At 69.8% G+C, this 16,800-nt stretch carries 19 protein-coding genes; 12 read left to right on the top strand and 7 right to left on the bottom strand.

What is annotated here, in order from left to right:
• The first annotated feature begins 32 nt into the window (after positions 1-32).
• Both TK50_RS04855 and TK50_RS04860 read left to right on the top strand, forming a co-directional pair.
• Positions 33-1,298, top strand: a complete 1,266-nt coding sequence (locus TK50_RS04855; RefSeq protein WP_043961657.1) for a glycosyltransferase family 4 protein — start codon at positions 33-35, stop codon at positions 1,296-1,298.
• An 88-nt stretch (positions 1,299-1,386) separates the two neighbouring features.
• Positions 1,387-1,755: an MmcQ/YjbR family DNA-binding protein gene (locus TK50_RS04860; protein WP_043961658.1), complete on the top strand. Its 369-nt coding sequence runs from the start codon at positions 1,387-1,389 to the stop codon at positions 1,753-1,755.
• A gap of 151 nt (positions 1,756-1,906) precedes the next feature.
• On the opposite strand, the gene TK50_RS04865 is transcribed toward TK50_RS04860, so the two are convergent.
• On the bottom strand, positions 1,907-2,581 hold the full coding sequence (locus tag TK50_RS04865; protein ID WP_043961659.1) for a TetR/AcrR family transcriptional regulator: 675 nt from the start codon (positions 2,579-2,581) through the stop codon (positions 1,907-1,909).
• A gap of 188 nt (positions 2,582-2,769) precedes the next feature.
• Between TK50_RS04865 and TK50_RS04870 the strand changes: the two genes are divergently transcribed.
• Both TK50_RS04870 and TK50_RS04875 read left to right on the top strand, forming a co-directional pair.
• On the top strand, positions 2,770-3,738 hold the full coding sequence (locus TK50_RS04870) for an NAD(P)-dependent alcohol dehydrogenase (RefSeq protein ID WP_043963840.1): 969 nt from the start codon (positions 2,770-2,772) through the stop codon (positions 3,736-3,738).
• Positions 3,739-3,831: 93 nt separating this feature from the next.
• A complete protein-coding gene (locus TK50_RS04875; RefSeq protein ID WP_043961660.1) occupies positions 3,832-4,299 on the top strand; it encodes a DUF6326 family protein in 468 nt (155 codons plus the stop codon).
• Positions 4,300-4,323: 24 nt separating this feature from the next.
• On the opposite strand, the gene TK50_RS04880 is transcribed toward TK50_RS04875, so the two are convergent.
• The 3 genes from TK50_RS04880 to TK50_RS32765 form a co-directional block, all read right to left on the bottom strand.
• Positions 4,324-5,499 (bottom strand): SGNH/GDSL hydrolase family protein, encoded by a 1,176-nt coding sequence (locus tag TK50_RS04880; protein WP_043961661.1) that lies wholly within the window; start codon positions 5,497-5,499, stop codon positions 4,324-4,326.
• 109 nt (positions 5,500-5,608) lie between these two features.
• Positions 5,609-6,586 carry a CPBP family intramembrane glutamic endopeptidase gene (locus TK50_RS04885; RefSeq protein WP_043961662.1) on the bottom strand — a complete coding sequence of 326 codons (978 nt, stop codon included), beginning with the start codon at positions 6,584-6,586 and terminating at the stop codon, positions 5,609-5,611.
• Complete coding sequence (locus tag TK50_RS32765) at positions 6,583-7,191, bottom strand: hypothetical protein (RefSeq protein ID WP_241773922.1); 609 nt, start codon at positions 7,189-7,191, stop codon at positions 6,583-6,585. Before TK50_RS32765 ends, TK50_RS04885 begins: the two co-directional genes overlap by 4 nt.
• A 98-nt stretch (positions 7,192-7,289) precedes the next feature.
• Here TK50_RS32765 and TK50_RS04895 point away from each other — a divergent pair, with 98 nt between their 5' ends.
• The 4 genes from TK50_RS04895 to TK50_RS04905 all read left to right on the top strand — a co-directional run bounded on the left by TK50_RS04895 (position 7,290) and on the right by TK50_RS04905 (position 10,725).
• Positions 7,290-7,898 (top strand): TetR/AcrR family transcriptional regulator, encoded by a 609-nt coding sequence (locus TK50_RS04895; protein WP_043961664.1) that lies wholly within the window; start codon positions 7,290-7,292, stop codon positions 7,896-7,898.
• Between the two features lie 307 nt (positions 7,899-8,205).
• Entirely contained in the window at positions 8,206-9,381 is a 1,176-nt protein-coding gene (locus tag TK50_RS04900; RefSeq protein WP_043961665.1) for a metallophosphoesterase, read from the top strand.
• A gap of 47 nt (positions 9,382-9,428) precedes the next feature.
• A complete protein-coding gene (locus TK50_RS32770; RefSeq protein WP_241773923.1) occupies positions 9,429-10,010 on the top strand; it encodes a helix-turn-helix transcriptional regulator in 582 nt (193 codons plus the stop codon).
• Between the two features lie 10 nt (positions 10,011-10,020).
• Positions 10,021-10,725 carry a pentapeptide repeat-containing protein gene (locus tag TK50_RS04905; protein WP_043961666.1) on the top strand — a complete coding sequence of 235 codons (705 nt, stop codon included), beginning with the start codon at positions 10,021-10,023 and terminating at the stop codon, positions 10,723-10,725.
• A gap of 154 nt (positions 10,726-10,879) precedes the next feature.
• Here TK50_RS04905 and TK50_RS04910 read toward each other — a convergent pair whose 3' ends face one another.
• Positions 10,880-12,139, bottom strand: a complete 1,260-nt coding sequence (locus tag TK50_RS04910; RefSeq protein ID WP_241773924.1) for a barstar family protein — start codon at positions 12,137-12,139, stop codon at positions 10,880-10,882.
• Between the two features lie 341 nt (positions 12,140-12,480).
• Here TK50_RS04910 and TK50_RS04915 point away from each other — a divergent pair, with 341 nt between their 5' ends.
• The 3 genes from TK50_RS04915 to TK50_RS04925 all read left to right on the top strand — a co-directional run bounded on the left by TK50_RS04915 (position 12,481) and on the right by TK50_RS04925 (position 15,030).
• Positions 12,481-13,482 (top strand): NAD-dependent epimerase/dehydratase family protein, encoded by a 1,002-nt coding sequence (locus tag TK50_RS04915; protein ID WP_043961667.1) that lies wholly within the window; start codon positions 12,481-12,483, stop codon positions 13,480-13,482.
• Between the two features lie 40 nt (positions 13,483-13,522).
• Entirely contained in the window at positions 13,523-14,347 is an 825-nt protein-coding gene (locus TK50_RS04920; protein ID WP_043961668.1) for an enoyl-CoA hydratase/isomerase family protein, read from the top strand.
• 77 nt (positions 14,348-14,424) lie between these two features.
• Positions 14,425-15,030: a TetR/AcrR family transcriptional regulator gene (locus tag TK50_RS04925; RefSeq protein ID WP_043961669.1), complete on the top strand. Its 606-nt coding sequence runs from the start codon at positions 14,425-14,427 to the stop codon at positions 15,028-15,030.
• A gap of 348 nt (positions 15,031-15,378) precedes the next feature.
• Here the strand turns inward: TK50_RS04925 and TK50_RS04930 are convergent, their stop codons facing one another.
• The gene (locus TK50_RS04930; RefSeq protein ID WP_082106371.1) at positions 15,379-15,774 is read right to left on the bottom strand and encodes a hypothetical protein; all 396 of its coding nucleotides are present in this window, start codon (positions 15,772-15,774) and stop codon (positions 15,379-15,381) included.
• Positions 15,775-15,796: 22 nt separating this feature from the next.
• On the opposite strand from TK50_RS04930, the gene TK50_RS31990 reads away from it, so the two are divergent.
• Positions 15,797-16,249, top strand: a complete 453-nt coding sequence (locus tag TK50_RS31990; RefSeq protein WP_338390901.1) for a DUF6671 family protein — start codon at positions 15,797-15,799, stop codon at positions 16,247-16,249.
• A gap of 13 nt (positions 16,250-16,262) precedes the next feature.
• On the opposite strand, the gene TK50_RS04940 is transcribed toward TK50_RS31990, so the two are convergent.
• Positions 16,263-16,793 carry a carbonic anhydrase gene (locus tag TK50_RS04940; protein ID WP_043961670.1) on the bottom strand — a complete coding sequence of 177 codons (531 nt, stop codon included), beginning with the start codon at positions 16,791-16,793 and terminating at the stop codon, positions 16,263-16,265.
• Between the last annotated feature and the right edge of the window lie 7 nt (positions 16,794-16,800).

The following is a 16,800-nucleotide window of genomic DNA, read 5'->3' on the forward strand; positions in this document are numbered from 1 at the left end:
AGCCCTCGTCTCCTTCCCCGGCGGTTGACGGCATGCGTGTACTGATGATCAGCAGTGACTACCCTCCCCGGCCCCGCAGCGGCATCGGAGTGCATGCCGCAGCCCTCGCCGGGGCTCTGCGCAGGCTGGGCGTCTCGGTAACGGTCATCACGACGGGGTCGAAACCGGAGAGCGGCCGCGACGGTGACGACCACTACTGCGGGACGCTCGGCGCGGAGATCCTGTCCCTCCCCGGTGAGGCGTCGGCCACGTTGAGCATGTTGCACCGCAACGTGGGCATGGCGGCGGCCGCCGGAAAGCTGCCCGCCGGCTTCGACCTGGTCCACTGCCACGACTCGCGAGCCGTCCTGGCGGCACGTGCCGTCGCCGACCTGTGGGATCTCCCGCTGGTCATGACGAAACACTACGACCGTTCGGCGGGCGGCACCCACCTCGACGAGGACACCTCCGACCGGGTCATGCTCGACTACGAACAACGGCTCGAACGGTGGGGGTTGGAGCGCAGCACCGTCGTCATCGCGGTCAGCCAGTCCCTCGCGCGGGGGGTCCGTACGTCCGTCGGCCGGGCGGTCGAGAACCTCGTCGTCATCCCCAACGGGACCGAGTTCCACGACACCGCCCGGGACGCCCCGGCGTCGTCGCTCGGCGGGCCGCGAACCCGACAGGTCGAACTTCTCCAGGTGGGACGACTGGTCCACCAGAAGGGCTGTGACCTGTCGATCGCGGCGTTGAGCCTGCTGCGCGATCTTCCCGTCCGTCTCGTGGTCGCGGGCGACGGCCCGGCCCGGCCCCAACTGGAAGGTCTCGCACGGTCGCTCGGCGTGCGCGACCGGGTCACCTTCCTCGGCTACGTGGCCAGGAGCCGGCTGGAGACGCTGTACGCGGACGCGCAGATCGCGCTGGTGCCGAGCAGGTTCGATCCCTTCCCCATCGCCGTCTGCGAGGCGCAGGCCGTCGGCAAGGTGGTCATCGGGGCGCGGATCGGCGGGATCCCCGAGCAGATCGACCACCTGGAGACCGGGATCCTCACTCCGCCCGAGGACCACATCGCGCTGGCCGGATGGATCCGTTGGGTGCTGGCAGATCCCGACCGCGCCCGCACCCTGGGCGAACGAGCCGGCTCCCACGCGCGGGCGGCGTACTCCTGGGACCGTATCGCGGAGGCGACCCTGCGGCAGTACCAGGTGGCTCGGGAAACCTTCGCTGCGGCAGGGCAGCCCCGCCGGCCTGTCGCCGACCTGGACGCCGTGGCGGCGGTGGATGCGGTACGTCCGACCGACACCGGAGGCGACAGGTGACCTCGCGGCACCGGGCGACCCCGGGATCGCCAGTGTTGGATGCTTGGGGAAGGACGTTCGTCCTCAGGCGTCGTTGTAGCCTCTGCGGATGGCTGATGCCGACGATGTGCGCCGTCTGGCGCTCGCGCTGCCCCACGTGGTGGAGATCGACAGCGACGGCTTCGACTTCCGGGTGGAGAACAAGGGATTCGTCTGGTCCTATCCGGAACGCCTGCCGGGGAGACCGCGGGTCATCCGCACCGACATCGCGGTGCTCTACGTCGGCGATGAGGCGGAGAAGCAGGCGCTGCTCCTCGGCGAGCCCGACCTGTTCTTCACGGCGACCGGCTACGACGGCTTTCCCTTGGTGATGTTGCGCCTCACCGAGGTGTCGGTCGAGCGGCTGGCCGAACTGATCACCGATGCGTGGCGGATGCGGGCGCCAGCTGAGCTGCAGGGGACCCTGCAGGGCGGGTGACCGCGCGGGGCGGGGCATCCTGGTGCGGGCGGCAATCTGATGGGTCTTCATCCCGAACGCTCGGGCGACGGGATGAACTCCTGTAGCGGCCCGACCCTGTCGCTGGCGGAGCTCCGCCCACAAGAGGGCGCGCGACGGTCCGTCGGCGTCGCTATGCGGAGGCTCTCAGGGGTTCGAGGGCGGCCAGGACGAGGTCGAGCCCGAACATGAACTCCTCTGCCGGGTCGTAGCCGGCGGCGACGAGCGCCGCGGCGGACTCGTTGAGGTAGGGGAACTCGTCGGGAGGAAGCTGGGGGAGGAAGACGTCCTTGGCCATGTCCGCGAATTCGTTGGCGGTGTCGAACGGCAGGCTGGCTTCCTGCAGGGCGAACCCGTAGACGTAGACGTCGAGCAGCCAGTTGGCGTGTGTCGCCATCAGAACCGAAAAGCCGGCCCTCCGCAGGCAGGCGGTGACCGCTTCGCGGTGGCGCAGGTGCGCGGGCCCCGGGGATGTCCGGGACTCCATCAGGCCGATCGCCCACGGATGGCGTGCGAGAACCTGTCGGGCGGATACCGCCCGCCGTCGCATCGCCGACTGCCAGTCGGTTTCCTCGGGCGGGAGCTCGATCTCCTCGAACACGACGTCGATCATCGCGTCGAGCAGTTCCTCCTTGTTCGCCACGTAGTGGTAGAGCGACATCGCTCCCGCGCCGAGCGCGCCAGCCAGCCGGCGCATGCTCAGCCCGTTGACCCCCTCGCGGTCGGCGAGCCGGATCGCCTCGACCACCACCCGCTGCTTGCTGAGCCCCGCGTCTGACGCGACCTGGCGTTGCTTCCTGGCAGACACGGGTCTCCTCGCTCCCTCGGACGGCTTGACAATCGTACACCGTACGAGGATAGTACGGTGTACGACGTACGGTGTACGAGTCGGCGCGGGCCGCAGCTCGGACGCGAGGAGGTCCTGTGGGAAACGAACAGCGATCGAACGCCTCAGCACGCCTGGTGCCAGGGGCCGGTCCGGCCGAGGCGGCGACGATGCGGGCCGCCGTCCAGCACCGCTACGGCCCGCCCTCGGTGCTCGAGTCGTCCGAGGTCGGGCTTCCGCTGCCCGGTCGAAACGATGTGCTCGTCCAGGTGGGCGCGGCCTCAGTGCATCCTGGCGACTACTTCGTCATGACCGGAAAGCCGTACGTGGTGCGCCTGGTGTTCGGGTTCCGCCGGCCGCGTAACGGGATCCCTGGCAGGGACCTCGCCGGCGTCGTGGCAGCGGTCGGAAAGGACGTCGCCGCTCTCCGCCCCGGCGACGAGGTGTTCGGCTGGAGCACCGCTGGAGCGCTCGCGGAGTACGCGTGCGTCCCGGCGGACAACCTCGTGCCCGTGCCCGCCAACCTGTCGGCCGTGGACGCGGCAGCGGTGCCCACGTCGGCCATGACGGCGTTGCAGGCACTGCGCGACATCGCGAACGTTCGACCGGGCCAGACGGTGCTGGTCACGGGCGCGTCGGGCGGCGTGGGCTCCTTCGCCGTGCAGATCGCCAAGGCGTTCGGCGCCGAGGTGACGGGTGTATGCAGCCCCCGCAACGTCGACCTGGTTCGGTCGCTCGGCGCCGACCACGTCGTCGACTACACGAGGACCGACTTCACCCGCACCGAGAAGCGCTGGGACGTCATCCTCGACAACGTCGAAGCACAGCCCCTGGCGGCTGTCCGCCGCGCGCTGACGCCCACCGGCACCCTCATCCCCAACAGCGGACGCGGCGGCCGCTGGCTCGGCCCCCTCGGCCGGATCGCCAAGGCGCGCCTGCTGTCCGGGTTCACCCGTCAGCGGCTGAAGCCCTTCACGTCCGTCGGGAAGCGCCAGGACCTGCTCACCCTGGCCGACCTGCTCGCGACCGGGCAGATCACGCCCGTCATCGACCGCACCTACCCCCTCGACGAAGCAGCCGACGCCCTCCGGTACGTCGGGGCCGGCCACACCCGAGGGAAGGTCGTCGTCACCGTCTGACGACCGGACCGGCGAGCACGACTCACCCCGTGCGTACGACCCAGACCTGCCGCCACTCGGGCGGACGGACCACTCCTCTCGGAGGAAGAACCGATGACCATCCGAACGACAACCCCGAACCTGCTCGACAACCCGCCGGTCCCCGTGCAGGCCAAGCTCGCCGCCGCATGGACCAGCTTCATGTTCCTCTACATCTACGTCGACTACTTCCACCTCTACAAGCCCGGGACCATCGACGGCATCCTGGTTGGCGTCGTCTTCGAGTTCGACATCAGCCCGGCGTTGATGACCGTGTTCCTCGCGCTGATCTCGATCCCGGCCCTGATGGTGATGCTCTCCATGACGCTACCCGCCCGGGCGAACCGCACCACGAACCTCGTCGTGGCATCGCTGTACATCCCCGTCACGGTGTTCAACGCGGTGGGGGAGTCCTGGGACTGGGCCTCCTTCTACGGCCTCTCCATCGGAATCGAGGTGGTGCTCCTGGCCTTCATCCTGCGCTCCGCCTGGACCTGGCCCCGCCGCGTCGCATCGCCGGTGACCACGGCAGCCGGCGTGTAGCGCCGACCTGAACGACGAGCACGCTCAGGAGGTGGGTCCCGCGAAGGGGCCGTCGGCGCTGAACACCCGCTTCGCGAAGCGTTCGGCGATGCGCCGGTGGGTGGCGGTGTCCGGGTGGAGCTGGTCGGGCAGCGGCAGCGCGGCGAAGTCGGCCTCACCGTAGAGGTCGAGGCCGTCGAGGTGGTGCAGGTTCGGGTCGTCCGACGACCGCTGCGCGGTGATCCGGGCCAGTTCCTCCCGGATGACGCTGAGCGTGAGCTTGCCGCTCGCCTTCTCGGCCGGGTCGCCGGTGGCCCGGAACCGCGCCTCGCCGGTGGCGAGGGCTGCGAGGTCGAACGTGCCTGGGCCGGGGGTGTCCTCGTGGATCGGGCAATAGATCGGGGAGACCACCAGCAGCGGCGTGGTGGGATGGCCCTCCCGGATGGTGTCGAGGAAGCCGTGCACCGCCGGGGTGAAGGCATGCAGCCGCATCACGTCGGCGTTGACCAGGTTGATGCCGATCTTCACGCTGATCAGATCAGCCGGGGCGTCCCGCATCGTGCGGGCGGTGAACGGGTCGAGCAGCGCGCTGCCGCCGAAGCCGAGGTTCACCAGGTCCACGCCGCCGAGGCGCGCGGCGGCAACCGGCCAGGTGGCGGTGGGACTGGTGGCGTTGGAACCCTGACTGATCGAGCTGCCGTGGTGCAGCCACACCCGGCGGCCCGATGCCGGTACGGGCGCTACCGGGGCGTCGGTACGCAGGGCGACCAGTTCGGTGGTCTCATGGTGCGGCAGCCAGATCTCCAGGTCCTTCACCCGGTCGGGCAGCCCGGTGAAGCGGACGGTGCCGGGAGGACCGGAGCGGCGCTCCATGGTCCCGTTGGTCATGTCGATGGTCACCGTGTCCCCGCCGGTCACGCTGGCCTGGTCGGTCAGCTGGCCGTCGACGAGCAGGTCGTACACGCCGTCCGGGCGGGACGGCAGGCCGATGTAGGTCCATCGGGTGGGCAGCGTGTCCACCTCGACCACGGTCGCGCGGGTGCGCAGGGCCAGCCGCACGCCGGCGGGCTGAGCCTCCACCATGGCGAGCTGGCCGTCGGTGTTCTGGGCGCGCGCCCAGGCGGGCAGCCGGTGCGGCAGCACACCGCAGGCTGTGCGCTGCACGTCGAGCGCTCCGCGCAGCAGGTCGGCGGTGATCGGGGTGGTGATCCAGGAGGACATCGTGCTCTCAATCCAGAGTCGAGGTGTGGTTGCACTCCGGCTGCTTGTTGGCGTGGTGGACACAGTTCGACGACAGCCGCTTTCGGAACCACCCGTCGGCGATCCCACGTCACGACCGCGCGTGACCTGGCGTTCGACTGCGGTCTGAGGCAACCGCTGGCCCTGTTTCGCGGGTGCGCCACCAGATGATTGCGGTGATGACGATGACAGTGAAGGTGGGTACGAGCTGATACGGCGTGCCGACTCCGGCTGAGCGGTCCTGCAGTGCACTACCGAGGTCCACCCGCAGGATTGTGGCCAGGACGAACGTGAACGTGTTGAGGACGGCGTGGAGCATGACCGCGATCTCCAGCCCGCCGGTGCGCCAGGTGATGATGGCCAGTCCGGTCCAGAGTACGAAGTACCAGACGATGATGTACGGATCCGTCGCGCCGTGTGCCGCCGTGAACAGCACGCTCGAGAGCAGCACCCCGGCGACCAGTCCCGCCCGTGGGCTGCGGGTCCAGCTTCCGATCACGCGGAAGATCAGCCCACGCACGCCGTACTCCTCGCCGGCTGACTGCAGCGGGGTGAGGAGCATCGTGGCGAGGAGGATGGCGATGAGGTCGGTCTGCGACCAGGGGAACTCCTCGACGGGCGTAAGGGCTCCGAGGGCGTTGACCACCAGCCAGGCGGGACCGAAGATGAGCAGCGACCTGCCGAGCAGGCCGAAGCGGAACCGCGACGTCACGGAGTGCAGGGACGCGCCGGGCACCCCGTAGAGCCACCGCTGGATGAGCATGCTCCACGGAATCAGCAGGCCGAGGGAGAGCATCGAGCTGGCATGGTAGAGCGGCGTGTAGTCGGTGCCGCCCAGGATCGGCGGGGTGTTGCCCATCCGTACGTCGATCAGCGCAGCCGCCCTGCCGAGGACCGTCGGGAAGATGACGAGCCCTGCCAGCAGGAGGATGATGGCGAGAACGCCGCGACCGATCCGGCGTTTGTCGCCGGCGAGGACCCGGTGGTACTCCACTCCGGTGGGGACTGACGGCCCGTTTCGGGGCTCGGCCGAAGTGAGTAGCGAGGTCGGCTTGTTCATCGTGGTCATGGCTTCCTCTGGTGGATGTGGTTACTTCCCGGCTTGGTCGAGCACGCTGTGACGCAGGCGGAGTGCCCGCTCGGTGCTCCCCAGGACGGCCCCGACAGCGAGGGCGAAGTTGAGCCAGACCGGTAGCCGGACGGGCGATTCGAAAGTTCCGATGTTCTCGGCGACAGCACGGAGAGGTAACTGATCGAGCGGCTCAGCGTCGGGTGCTCGCGTTCGATGCGGGCGCGGCGACCTTCGGCGGATTTCGGATCAGGGATGAGCTGGTGCTCCGCGCCGGCGGTGGTGACGTAGAGGCAGCGCTTGAGCCCGAATGCACTGATCGCCACCTCGATGGTGCCGCCCTGGACGGGGAAGGCGGCCGGGAGTACGGACTCGGCGTGGTGCCTGCCGTCGAGATAGAGGTGCGCTCTTGCCTTGCCGCCTTCCGGGTCGGTCCGGCGTGGGATGTCGACGGCGTAGACCGCCTGCCGGCCGCCCCCGTGCGGCAGCGGTAGGTGGAACAGCGCGCGGAAGGGCAGCTGCCACCATCGGAGGCATTTCAACGCCCGCCCGTCTCCGCCGGTGATGCGCTTGACTGCCCGCTGTCGCCGCCACTCCTCGATCATGTTTCCTCACTCGCCGTCGATCGCCGCTTCCCACTAATACGCTGTACTAGTGGCAACGCTAGCACGGCGTGCTAGTACGATGTACTAGGAGGTGGCAGATGGCACGGGACGACGGGAGCACCGGCTCACGGGAACGGATCCTCGCGGCTGCGGCGGCGATGCTCGCGGAAGACTTGACTGCGCGGTTGAGCGTGCGTGCGGTCGCGGCACGGGCCGGGGTGAGCACGGGCTCGCTCAGGTTCCACTTTCCGACCCAGCGGGCGCTGCAGGACGCGGTGCTCGCCAGGATCTACGACCACGTCTTCCCCGATGACCCGATCCACGACCGGTCGCTACCCGCCCGGGATCGACTGGTCAACTGCCTCCGGCAGGTGCTCGCTCCCACCGGCGTCGGGAAGCAGGCGCGTGAGGCGTGGGGCAAGGCGTACCAGATGTTCATCGCACCCGAACCGACCGAGGAGGTACGCGCGGCGTATCTCGCCTTGGAGCGGGAAGGGGGGCGCCGTGTCGAGTACTGGCTGACTGTTCTCGCCGACGAAGGCGCGATCCCCCGGGAAGACCACGCACGCCGAGTAAGGTTTCTGCTCACCCTCCTCCAAGGGCTCTCCGTCGAACGAGCCCTGCCCGCCGAGGACTCGATCCTGAGGTCCGAAACCGAAACCCTCTACACGGCCGTGGACTGCGTCCTCGACGCCCCGCACACATGAGGCCTCCCGTGTCGATCCTCCGCATCCTGAGATGCGCCCCCGGCAACGTTCCCGAACTGGTCAGCTGTGGGCCGTCACTCGCGGACCAGCCCTGGTGGTAGCACGTCCTCGTCGGGTTGGACCTGGCAGTAGACGATCAGGCGCAGGCTCTCTGCCCGGGCGTCGTACGCCATCCGCTGACGTACCCGAGTCGAGGCGCCCCCGGGTCGCGGATCGGCACCCACGGGCCGGATCCGTCCCGGTTCTCGGGCGTGGTCGATCCGGCCCGGACCGTGTCATGCTGCACGGACCCGACGGGAGGACGGCGATGGCTGCTGGCGATGCCGTACAGGTTCGGCCGACGCGAGGGTCGCTGCGACCGCTGGTGTCCGGGGCGACGCTGATCGCGGTCCTGGCGTTGCTGTTCGGGCTGCCATGGTGGACGTTGACGGTGGCGGCGCGGTGGCCGACGGCGGTGGTGGCCGCCGGCACGAGCGTGTTCGTCGTCGCGCTGGTCGCGTTCCCCGTTCTGATGTATCTCGGGCACGGCCGCCGGCGGCTGGACGCGGCGGCCCGCGCGGGGGACACACTGCTTGGCCTGGTGTGGATCCTGTTCGTCTGGGCGCTGATCGGCAATGTGGCCCGGCTCCCGCTGGCCGCGGCGGGGGTCGCCGATCCGGTGCGGTCCCGATACGTGGCGGCCGGTGCGGCGGTCGTCTCGGTCGTCCTGGCCGTCTGGGGCTACGCCGAGGCGATGCGGGTGCCCCGGGTCCGGCGGGTGGACGTCACCATCGACCGGCTGGGGGCCGGTCTCGACGGGGTCCGGGTGGTGCTGTTGACCGACACCCACTACGGCCCGATCGACCGGGCCCGCTGGTCCGCCCGCACGATCGAGGTGGTCAACGGCTTGGCCCCCGACATCGTCTGCCACACCGGCGACATCGCTGACGGAACGGTCGACCAGCGCCGGGAGCAGGCGGCGCCGCTGGGCACTGTGCAGGCCCGGCTGGCCCGGGTGTACGTGACGGGCAACCACGAGTACTACGGCCAGGCGCAGGGCTGGGTCGACCACATGCGGACACTCGGCTGGGAGCCCCTGCACAACCGGCACCTCGTGGTGGAGCGCGGTGGCGCCCGGCTCGTCGTCGCCGGGGTGGACGACGTGACCGCCGCCTCGTCCGGCGTCGCCGGTCACCGCGCCGACCACGCCGCGGCGCTCGCCGGCACCGACCCGCTGCTGCCCGTGCTGCTGCTGGCGCACCAGCCGAAGCAGATCGACGACGCGGTCGCGGCCGGCGTGGATCTGCAACTGTCCGGGCACACCCACGGCGGCCAGATGTGGCCCTTCCACTACCTGGTCCGGCTCGACCAGCCGGTCGTGCAGGGCCTCAGCCGGCACGGCAGGACCCAGCTCTACACGAGCCGGGGGACCGGTTTCTGGGGTCCGCCATTCCGGATCTTCGCGCCGAGCGAGATCACCCTGCTCACCCTCCGGGCGGGGTAGCCCGACCAGGCCGGCACCCACCTGACCATGGCCGGGATGCCCGCAGGGTGTGGAGCGCCATCCGCAGGCTTGCCGGCGCTGCGCAAGCTCGTCCAAGCCCTGCCGGAACCCTTCCGGGTGCAGGCCGAGGCGGCAGCGTCGTCAAAGGCCCGTCGTGGTACCTCGTCGCCAACACCGAGGCCGGTCGGCGGACCTTCCGGATCGACCGCGTGTCGTCCGCCGACCCGACCGGCGATCCCGTGCACCGGCCCGCGGACTTCGACCTTGCCGAGAGTTGGCGCGCGATCGCCGACGAAGTCGACCGCAAGCGAACGCCCATCGAGGCCCGGGCGGTGTGCGCGCCACACGGGACAGGCGTGCTCCGGATGGGATTCGGCGGTCGGCTCGAGGTGGGAGGCTCCACGGCCGACGGCCGCATCGAGGTCGTGATCCGCGGCAACGACGAACACACCTCCGAACAACTCGGCCACTCCCACCACCACCCTCACCCGCGACACCTACCAGAGCGTTACGAGGAAGATGCGCCACGACGCCGCCGAAGCCGCCGACGAGAAGATCCGGCAGCGGCGGCCCAGAACCGCGTAGCCGCCCGCGTGCCGCCGTCGGCGGGTCGCTGCCGGCTCGGCTAGCGTGCGCGGCATGGTCGCGCGTACGTCCGCTCGTGGTGCCGCCCGATGGCGGACTCCGGCGGCACCGAAACTGCCGGCGTCACCGGACCTGACCGCAGGCGGGGACCTGACCATCGGGGACGAGGTGACGTTCGAGCGGCTGGACCTGGGCGACCTCGACCTGTCCGGCCGGACGGCGGACGGGATCGAGGTCGCGCGATGCCGCTTCACCCGCACCGACGTCAGCGGCAGCCGGCTGGAGGCGGCGCGGTTCGCCGACTGCGTGTTCGAGAGCGCGAACCTGGCGAACCTACGGACGCAGAGGTCGTCGATGCTCCGCGTACGGGTGTCGACGGCGCGGATGACGGGCCTGCAGTGGGTCAACGGGGCGCTGCGGGACGTCACGATCTCGGACAGTCGGCTGGACCTGTCGTCGTGGCGGTTCACCACCTTCTCGAGCGTGGCGTTCGAGGGCTGCAACCTGACCCGGGCCGACTTCCAGAACGCGGACCTGCGCGGCGCCCGCTTCACCGACTGCGACCTGACCGGCGCGCAGTTCTCCCAGGCGAGCATGGACGGTGCGCGTTTCGCCCGCTGCGACCTCACCGGTATCGGCGGCGTGACCAGCATGACCGGCGCGATCCTCGCCCACCAGGACCTCATCGCCCTGTCATACACCCTCGCCGCAGCGCTCGGTGTCCACATCGACAACCCCGACGAGGAGCGCACCCGCTGACCCGAAGCCGCCTCCCGCCTGCTGCCGGAAGGATGGCCGCGACATGAGCACGCCCGGTCATGGGAGATTTGTGGCGGTGGCCTGCCACCGTGTGTCCAACTCCCTCGTCGGGCTCGGCTGGGTGACGCGGCGGTTGTCGGCGTCGACTGTCAGCTCACCGCAAGTCGATCTCGACCTGATGCGCCGCAAGCATGTCGAGCAGGTACTCCAGGGTGGTCGCCGGACCCAGTAGACGCCGATCGTAGCCGGTAACGAGGTGTTCACGGGCGACGGCCGAGTCGTGCCACACCAGCCGGAACGGTGTCTGAGCACCGAACCTTCCGGATAGGCAGTCATCGAGGGCGTCGAGGTTCCACCCGAAGTATCCGCCCGGTCCGTTGATCGCCTCACCGATCGCGCAGTAGAACCCCTCGATGTCGGTCACGAAACGACCGTCGAGGTCGTACGTGACACCTGCCGGCCGATCCGGCGCAACAGATCGGTGGGCGAGAGCCACGCCGGCCCAATGATGGCGTAACTCCCGGCCGTAGCCAGCCCACAGATTCCTCTCAGCGGGCCTTCCGTTATGCCAACGCTCCAGGATGCCGAGGATCCCCGTCGGCATCGGTTCCCCGATCTCGCTGTTGACCGTCACGTCGAGGAGCCCGGTCCCGATCCGCGACGGCTCGCTGGTGTCGATCGTGCCGGACACCATCGCCCCGATGACCCGGCTGGCGGAACCGTCGGCAGCGACCGCGTGCACGTCGGCGCTGATCCGACGGCGACGCAGACCGGCCTTGGTCGACTGGCCGAGCGCATCGAGTTTGGTCAGCAGGGCAGATTCCGGCCGGCAGCCGAGCAGCCGCACCTGCGTCACCGTGGGCGCGGCCTGATCGCGGAACACCCCGGTGACGTCCCGACACGTGCCGTAAGGCTCCTCGTCCGGGCCCTGCAGCACGAACTCGGTCACCTGCCCGGGACGAATCACGGCTTCCGTGCGGTCGTGGACGCGGACGAAACCGCTGAGGTCGATGTCTACGGTTCCCGGCACGGTGGCGTTCGGGCGCTGCGCCAGCACGACGACGTCGCCGAGATGCTCGCCCCACCAGTACGGTGGCGGGGACGCTGTCACGACGAGGCCGCCCAGCCAGGCATGATCCGTGCCGAGCGCCTCGGCGGGCAGCCGATCGAGAAGGGCGGCAAGCGCGCCGACCGGCGTACAGCCGACGAGCGTGAACCGCTCCCGAGACCGCGGCGGCAGGTCCACGAACAGTCCTTCGATCTCCGCGCACAGCGCCAGCGGGGCATCGTCTGCCCAGGAGCCCTCAAGGTCGACGTCGCCCAGCAGCAGCCAACGCGGACCAACGGGATGCTCCCACGTCCACCGCCGCCACTCGGGCGGCAAGTCCGCCCCGGGGCCGACGCTCGACGTCACGCCGAGACCCTACCCGCTGACAACGGCACGACAGGGGCCGCTGGAGCGGAAATCTATGGATGAACCTCGATGAAGTGCGCGGTGGGTGCTCGCCGGCGGATGCCAACCCGGGTCGCCCTGGCGGCTGCTTTCCTCGACGGGTTGTCGGCGTTCGAGGAGGCGTGAGTCGGCAACGAGCCATCCCGCTGATGACAAAGTCATCCCAAAGCGTTGACGGTGTCATCTCGATTGCTTACGCTGGCTGTGATGACGCCGTCACCTTGCAGCGCCGGGCCCTCGGTCTGCAGGGGTCGACATCCGCACGTATGCCATGGGCGTTACGCAATCGTCGAGGAGTATCGATGAAAGTCTTTCTCACGGGCGGATCGGGCTTCGCCGGAGGAGCAGTCCTCCGGCGGCTGGTCAACGACGGGCACACGGTGCACGCGCTCGCGCGGTCCGCGACCGCCGCGGACGCGATCACATCGGCCGGCGGGCTCCCGGTCAGCGGCGACCTGTTGGACCTGGTCAAGCCCGGCAGCGGGCCTGCATGGCTACAGATTCTCGGCGAGGTCGACGCCGTGGTGCACTCGGCGGCCTTCATGGCCTTCTGGGGACCCGACCAGGTCTTCGTCGACCGCAACCTTCTGCCGACCCGCGCCCTCTACCAGGCCGCCGTGGACGCACGGGTCAAGCGATTCGTCTTGGTGTCCGCGGCCAGTGTCTCCACCGGCACCAATCACGACCACACCGTCGACGAGAACTCCGACACGGGCAAGGCGAACATCGCCTACAGCCGCGTGAAGCTCCGCACCGAGCAGGAACTGCTTGTCCTGCCGCACGGGAACACGTCCCTGGTCGTCATCCGGCCGCCGTTCCTGTGGGGCCAGGGCATGACCCACACCTTGCAGGGATTCATCGACTCCGTCGAAGCCGGCCGATTCTCCTGGATCGACGGAGGGCGGCACATGGTCGACTTCTGCCACGTCGACAACCTCGCCTACATCATCACGCTGGCACTCGACCGTGGGGACCACGGCTTGATCTGCTACGTCACCGACGGCAGCCCTCGCCCCGCCCGCGACTTCTTCACCCCTCTGCTGGCCACCCGCGGCATCGACGTCAGCGCGGCCAACAGCGTTCCCCGGGCAGTCGCCTCACCTCTGGCCACGCTCATGCAGACCGCCGCGAAGGCGCGTCGCAGCGCCACCGCACCACCGCTCACCCCTTGGATCATCTCGTTCATGGGCCGCGACCGCGTCTACGACATCACCCGAGCACGACTTCGACTGGGCTATCAGCCGGCGATCACCGTGGAAGAAGGACTCCGGCAGATGGCGCTCTCCCACACCATGGGCCGCTGAATCTCGCGTCTACGCCGTCCGACCAGCGGAAGGAATCTCCATGAAGCAGTTCACAGTGGATGACCAGACGTCGAAGGTGCGTCGAGTCACTTTCGCTAGTCCACCGTTCAACCTGATCGGCGCGGACACTGTGGCTGAGCTGTTGGACATCGTCGACCGTCTGAGCGGCGAGGAACAGGTCAGCGTCGTCATCTTCGACAGCGCAACGCCGGGATACTTCTTCAACCACGTCGACAGCGACCAGATCCCGGCCATCGCGGACATGGCCGGCAGCGGGCCCTTGCCCGGGTTCGTCGAACTCGGCATGCGCTTGGCTGCCGCACCGTTCGTCAGCATCGCGTCGATCCGGGGACGTACCCGTGGCGGCGGCGCGGAGTACACCGCCGCCTTCGACCTGCGCTACGCCAGCCGGGAACAGGCGATCTTCTGCCAGCCCGAGGTCGGCTTCGGTCTGGTCCCCGGCGCCGGCGGTACCGAACGACTGACGCACCTCCTCGGCCGCGACCGGGCTTTGGAGGTACTCCTGACCGGCCAGGACTACGACGCGGACCGCGCCGCGCAGTACGGCTGGGTCACCCGGGCGATCCCCGACGCCGAACTCGACGACTTCGTCAACGCTGTGGCCCGGCGTATCGCCAGCTTCGACAAGCAAGCCATCACGGCGGTCAAAACCCAGGTGAACCGCTCCACCTTGCCGCCGGAGGAGAACCTGCTGGCGTCGTTCGTGGAGTCCGCCCGAGCCACCACGGGACCTGGCGTCGAGGCTCGACGGCGGGCCGTCGGCAAACTCATCGCCCAGATCGGGATGGACGACCTCGAGCGAAACCTGGGCCACCACCTTGAGTCGTTGGCCGAACAGCCGTAGCACCCTCAGGGGCCGGTAGCCACAACCCATCGCCTACGGTCGGCAAAGGCGTCCTAACCCGGCCATAGGATGAACGGATGATCCGGGCTGAAACCGCCGCTGCGACACGCCAGGCCCTGCTCGAAGCGGCGGCCGAGCTGCTTGACCAGGGCGGCCTCGAAGCCGTGACCCTCCGTGCCGTTGGAGCGCGGGCAGGGGTCACCCGTGGAGCCCCCTACCGGCACTTCCCGGACAAAGAACACCTCATGATCGCGGTCGGCAGCCATGCCTGGGACGAACTCGGTCAACGAATCGGCGCCATCCACCGAGACCCCAGCCTTACACCGGCCGCAAAGCTGCGGGCCCTCCTCGCCGCTTTCATCAACCTCGCCCGCCGCCAACCCCATCTCTACCGTCTGATGTTCAGCAGCCCCGCCAGCGATCCCACCGCGTTCGCCCGGGCTGCCCAGCCAACGCAGGACGAATCCCTTCAAGTAGTCGCCGCCGTGACCGGCGAACACCACGCCCGCCGATACGCCGCCCTACTCCTCGCCAGCGCCGACGGCATCGCCGGCATGGAACTCACCGGCCAGCTCGAAGGCGACAAATGGCACACCACCGCCGAAGAGCTGATCGACACCCTCGTCACCATGGTCGCCGCTCAAACCCGCGGAAGCGCCACGGAAGCGGCGGGCAGTTCCTGACACGTTCCCTGAGCCTCTTCCAAGCTGACCTTGCAGGTCGGAGGGGGTGCGGCAGGCTCGGAGATCGATGAGGGTGAGGCTCCGGGTAAGACAGCAGTCGACCAAGATCGATGCGTCGGGGGTAGCTGTCGACGACGAGGTACCTGTGGTCGTCGTAGGGCACCTCCAGGTCGGCGAGGCTGGTGTCGTAGAAGCCGCCGAAGTACTCGTCGCCGTCGAGGTACGCCTCTCGTTGCATGCCACCGCCCCGTCGACCGCAGCCCGCTGCCCGCTCGCATGGTCGACTCGCTCACGGTCGGCTTCGAGCGAGCCCGGTACGGGCGAGTCGTTCGTGGAAGGGGTCCACCGCTATGCCGCGTTGCTTCGGGTCGCGGCGAGTTCGGGAAAGGCCTCCTCCCATCGCCGGCGGAGTTGGGGTGGCAGCCAGAGGGTGGGCCAGACTCGCCGGAGGAGGTCGGCGTCGAGCCAGGTGTTCAGGTCCTCGACCGTGCTGGCTTCGGTGAGTACCACCTTGTACATGCTGGCCAGGTGTGCGGGGCGGTTCAGGTCGTGCTCGGCGTGCCCGGACCGGTCGAGGTGACGCCGGACTTCGGGTCGGAGCGCCTGACGGATCGTCTCCCGGCTGTACCCGGTGACGCGCTGCAGATCCACCGGCCGCCAGCCGGCGGCGTGAAACGCCCGTAGCTGCTCGTCCCGCTCGGTCAATGCCTGCGCCCGCGTCGCCAACCACGGGGAGCTGGTCACCGACGGCGCCGACCGGAGCGCGCTGCTCGGCTTCGCCCGCACGATCGGGCTGCCCGGGCACGCGGTGACGGTCCGACCCGCAGCCGTGCCGGACGGTGCCTCGTACCCGGTGGTGAAGGGGATCGTCCGGGTGTCGGAACTGCTGGCGGCGGTGGCCGGCGCGGTCGAGGCGAGCACGGACGGACGCGTCAGGGTGGCGGCGGACCTGCGGGCCCACCACAATCCGCGCCGGATGGCGGTGATCGCCGAGGCGGCGGGCCGGTTGGCCGAACGGTTGGCCATCCCCTGCCCGGCCTGCGGAGCGCCCGGCTTCGGCGTGGCCGGGGTCGAGACCGGCCTGCCGTGCGCCGACTGTCGCACCCCGACCGAGCTGGCCGCCGGGCGGATCCTCGGCTGCACGCTGTGCGGGCACCGGCTGACCAGCCCGGCGGAGGCGCCGGCGGATCCGCGGTGGTGCCCGCGCTGCAACCCCTGAATCGACCCGCCGGTCAGGGGATCCCCGCGGCGCGGCGGCTCGGCGGCCGGGACCGGGCCGGCCGGCGTACGGGTGCCGGCTCGTTGCGCCGGACCGACCTGACCAGCTGTCGGTTCTCGTCCCACGTCATGCCGTGGATCGCGCACCGGCCGGACCGGACGGCCGCGTCGAGCAGCGGGGACCGGTGGCGCAGGGCGGCGACCACGGCGCGTACCCGGCCGTCGCCGTTGCCGCAGGCCAGTCGACAGGACTGGTGACCGAGGACGACCAGCAGCGGCAGGTGCAACTGGGTGACCGCGTACTCCAGGCTGCCGAGCACGGCCGGGCCGACGCTCAGTCCGGCCGTGCGCACGGTGAACAGCTCGCTGCCGCCGAACAGCATCCCGGGCTCGGGCTGCGGGTCGGCGCAGGCGAGGACCGCCGCGAGCGGTCCGGACCCCGGTGCCGGTGGGTGGCCGGCGCGGAAGCGCGCGTGGCCCGCGCGCAGGGCGGCGAGGGTGGCGCCAGGGTCGGGTGTGCGGTCGGGGGGATCGGGGACGTTCATCGCCGCT

Origin of the sequence: Micromonospora haikouensis (assembly GCF_000876225.1) — a bacterium.
GTDB classification, from domain to species: Bacteria; Actinomycetota; Actinomycetes; order Mycobacteriales; family Micromonosporaceae; genus Micromonospora; species Micromonospora haikouensis.

Coding starts and splice junctions, on each gene's coding strand:
- TK50_RS04940 (WP_043961670.1), bottom strand. CDS start 16,793: ATGAACGTCCCCGATCCCCCCGACCGCACACCCGACCCTGGCGCCACC.
- TK50_RS04925 (WP_043961669.1), top strand. CDS start 14,425: ATGATCCGGGCTGAAACCGCCGCTGCGACACGCCAGGCCCTGCTCGAA.
- TK50_RS04885 (WP_043961662.1), bottom strand. CDS start 6,586: ATGACCACGATGAACAAGCCGACCTCGCTACTCACTTCGGCCGAGCCC.
- TK50_RS04900 (WP_043961665.1), top strand. CDS start 8,206: ATGGCTGCTGGCGATGCCGTACAGGTTCGGCCGACGCGAGGGTCGCTG.
- TK50_RS32765 (WP_241773922.1), bottom strand. CDS start 7,191: ATGATCGAGGAGTGGCGGCGACAGCGGGCAGTCAAGCGCATCACCGGC.
- TK50_RS04915 (WP_043961667.1), top strand. CDS start 12,481: ATGAAAGTCTTTCTCACGGGCGGATCGGGCTTCGCCGGAGGAGCAGTC.
- TK50_RS04860 (WP_043961658.1), top strand. CDS start 1,387: ATGGCTGATGCCGACGATGTGCGCCGTCTGGCGCTCGCGCTGCCCCAC.
- TK50_RS04855 (WP_043961657.1), top strand. CDS start 33: ATGCGTGTACTGATGATCAGCAGTGACTACCCTCCCCGGCCCCGCAGC.
- TK50_RS04895 (WP_043961664.1), top strand. CDS start 7,290: ATGGCACGGGACGACGGGAGCACCGGCTCACGGGAACGGATCCTCGCG.
- TK50_RS04920 (WP_043961668.1), top strand. CDS start 13,523: ATGAAGCAGTTCACAGTGGATGACCAGACGTCGAAGGTGCGTCGAGTC.
- TK50_RS04870 (WP_043963840.1), top strand. CDS start 2,770: ATGCGGGCCGCCGTCCAGCACCGCTACGGCCCGCCCTCGGTGCTCGAG.
- TK50_RS04905 (WP_043961666.1), top strand. CDS start 10,021: ATGGTCGCGCGTACGTCCGCTCGTGGTGCCGCCCGATGGCGGACTCCG.
- TK50_RS04880 (WP_043961661.1), bottom strand. CDS start 5,499: ATGTCCTCCTGGATCACCACCCCGATCACCGCCGACCTGCTGCGCGGA.
- TK50_RS04875 (WP_043961660.1), top strand. CDS start 3,832: ATGACCATCCGAACGACAACCCCGAACCTGCTCGACAACCCGCCGGTC.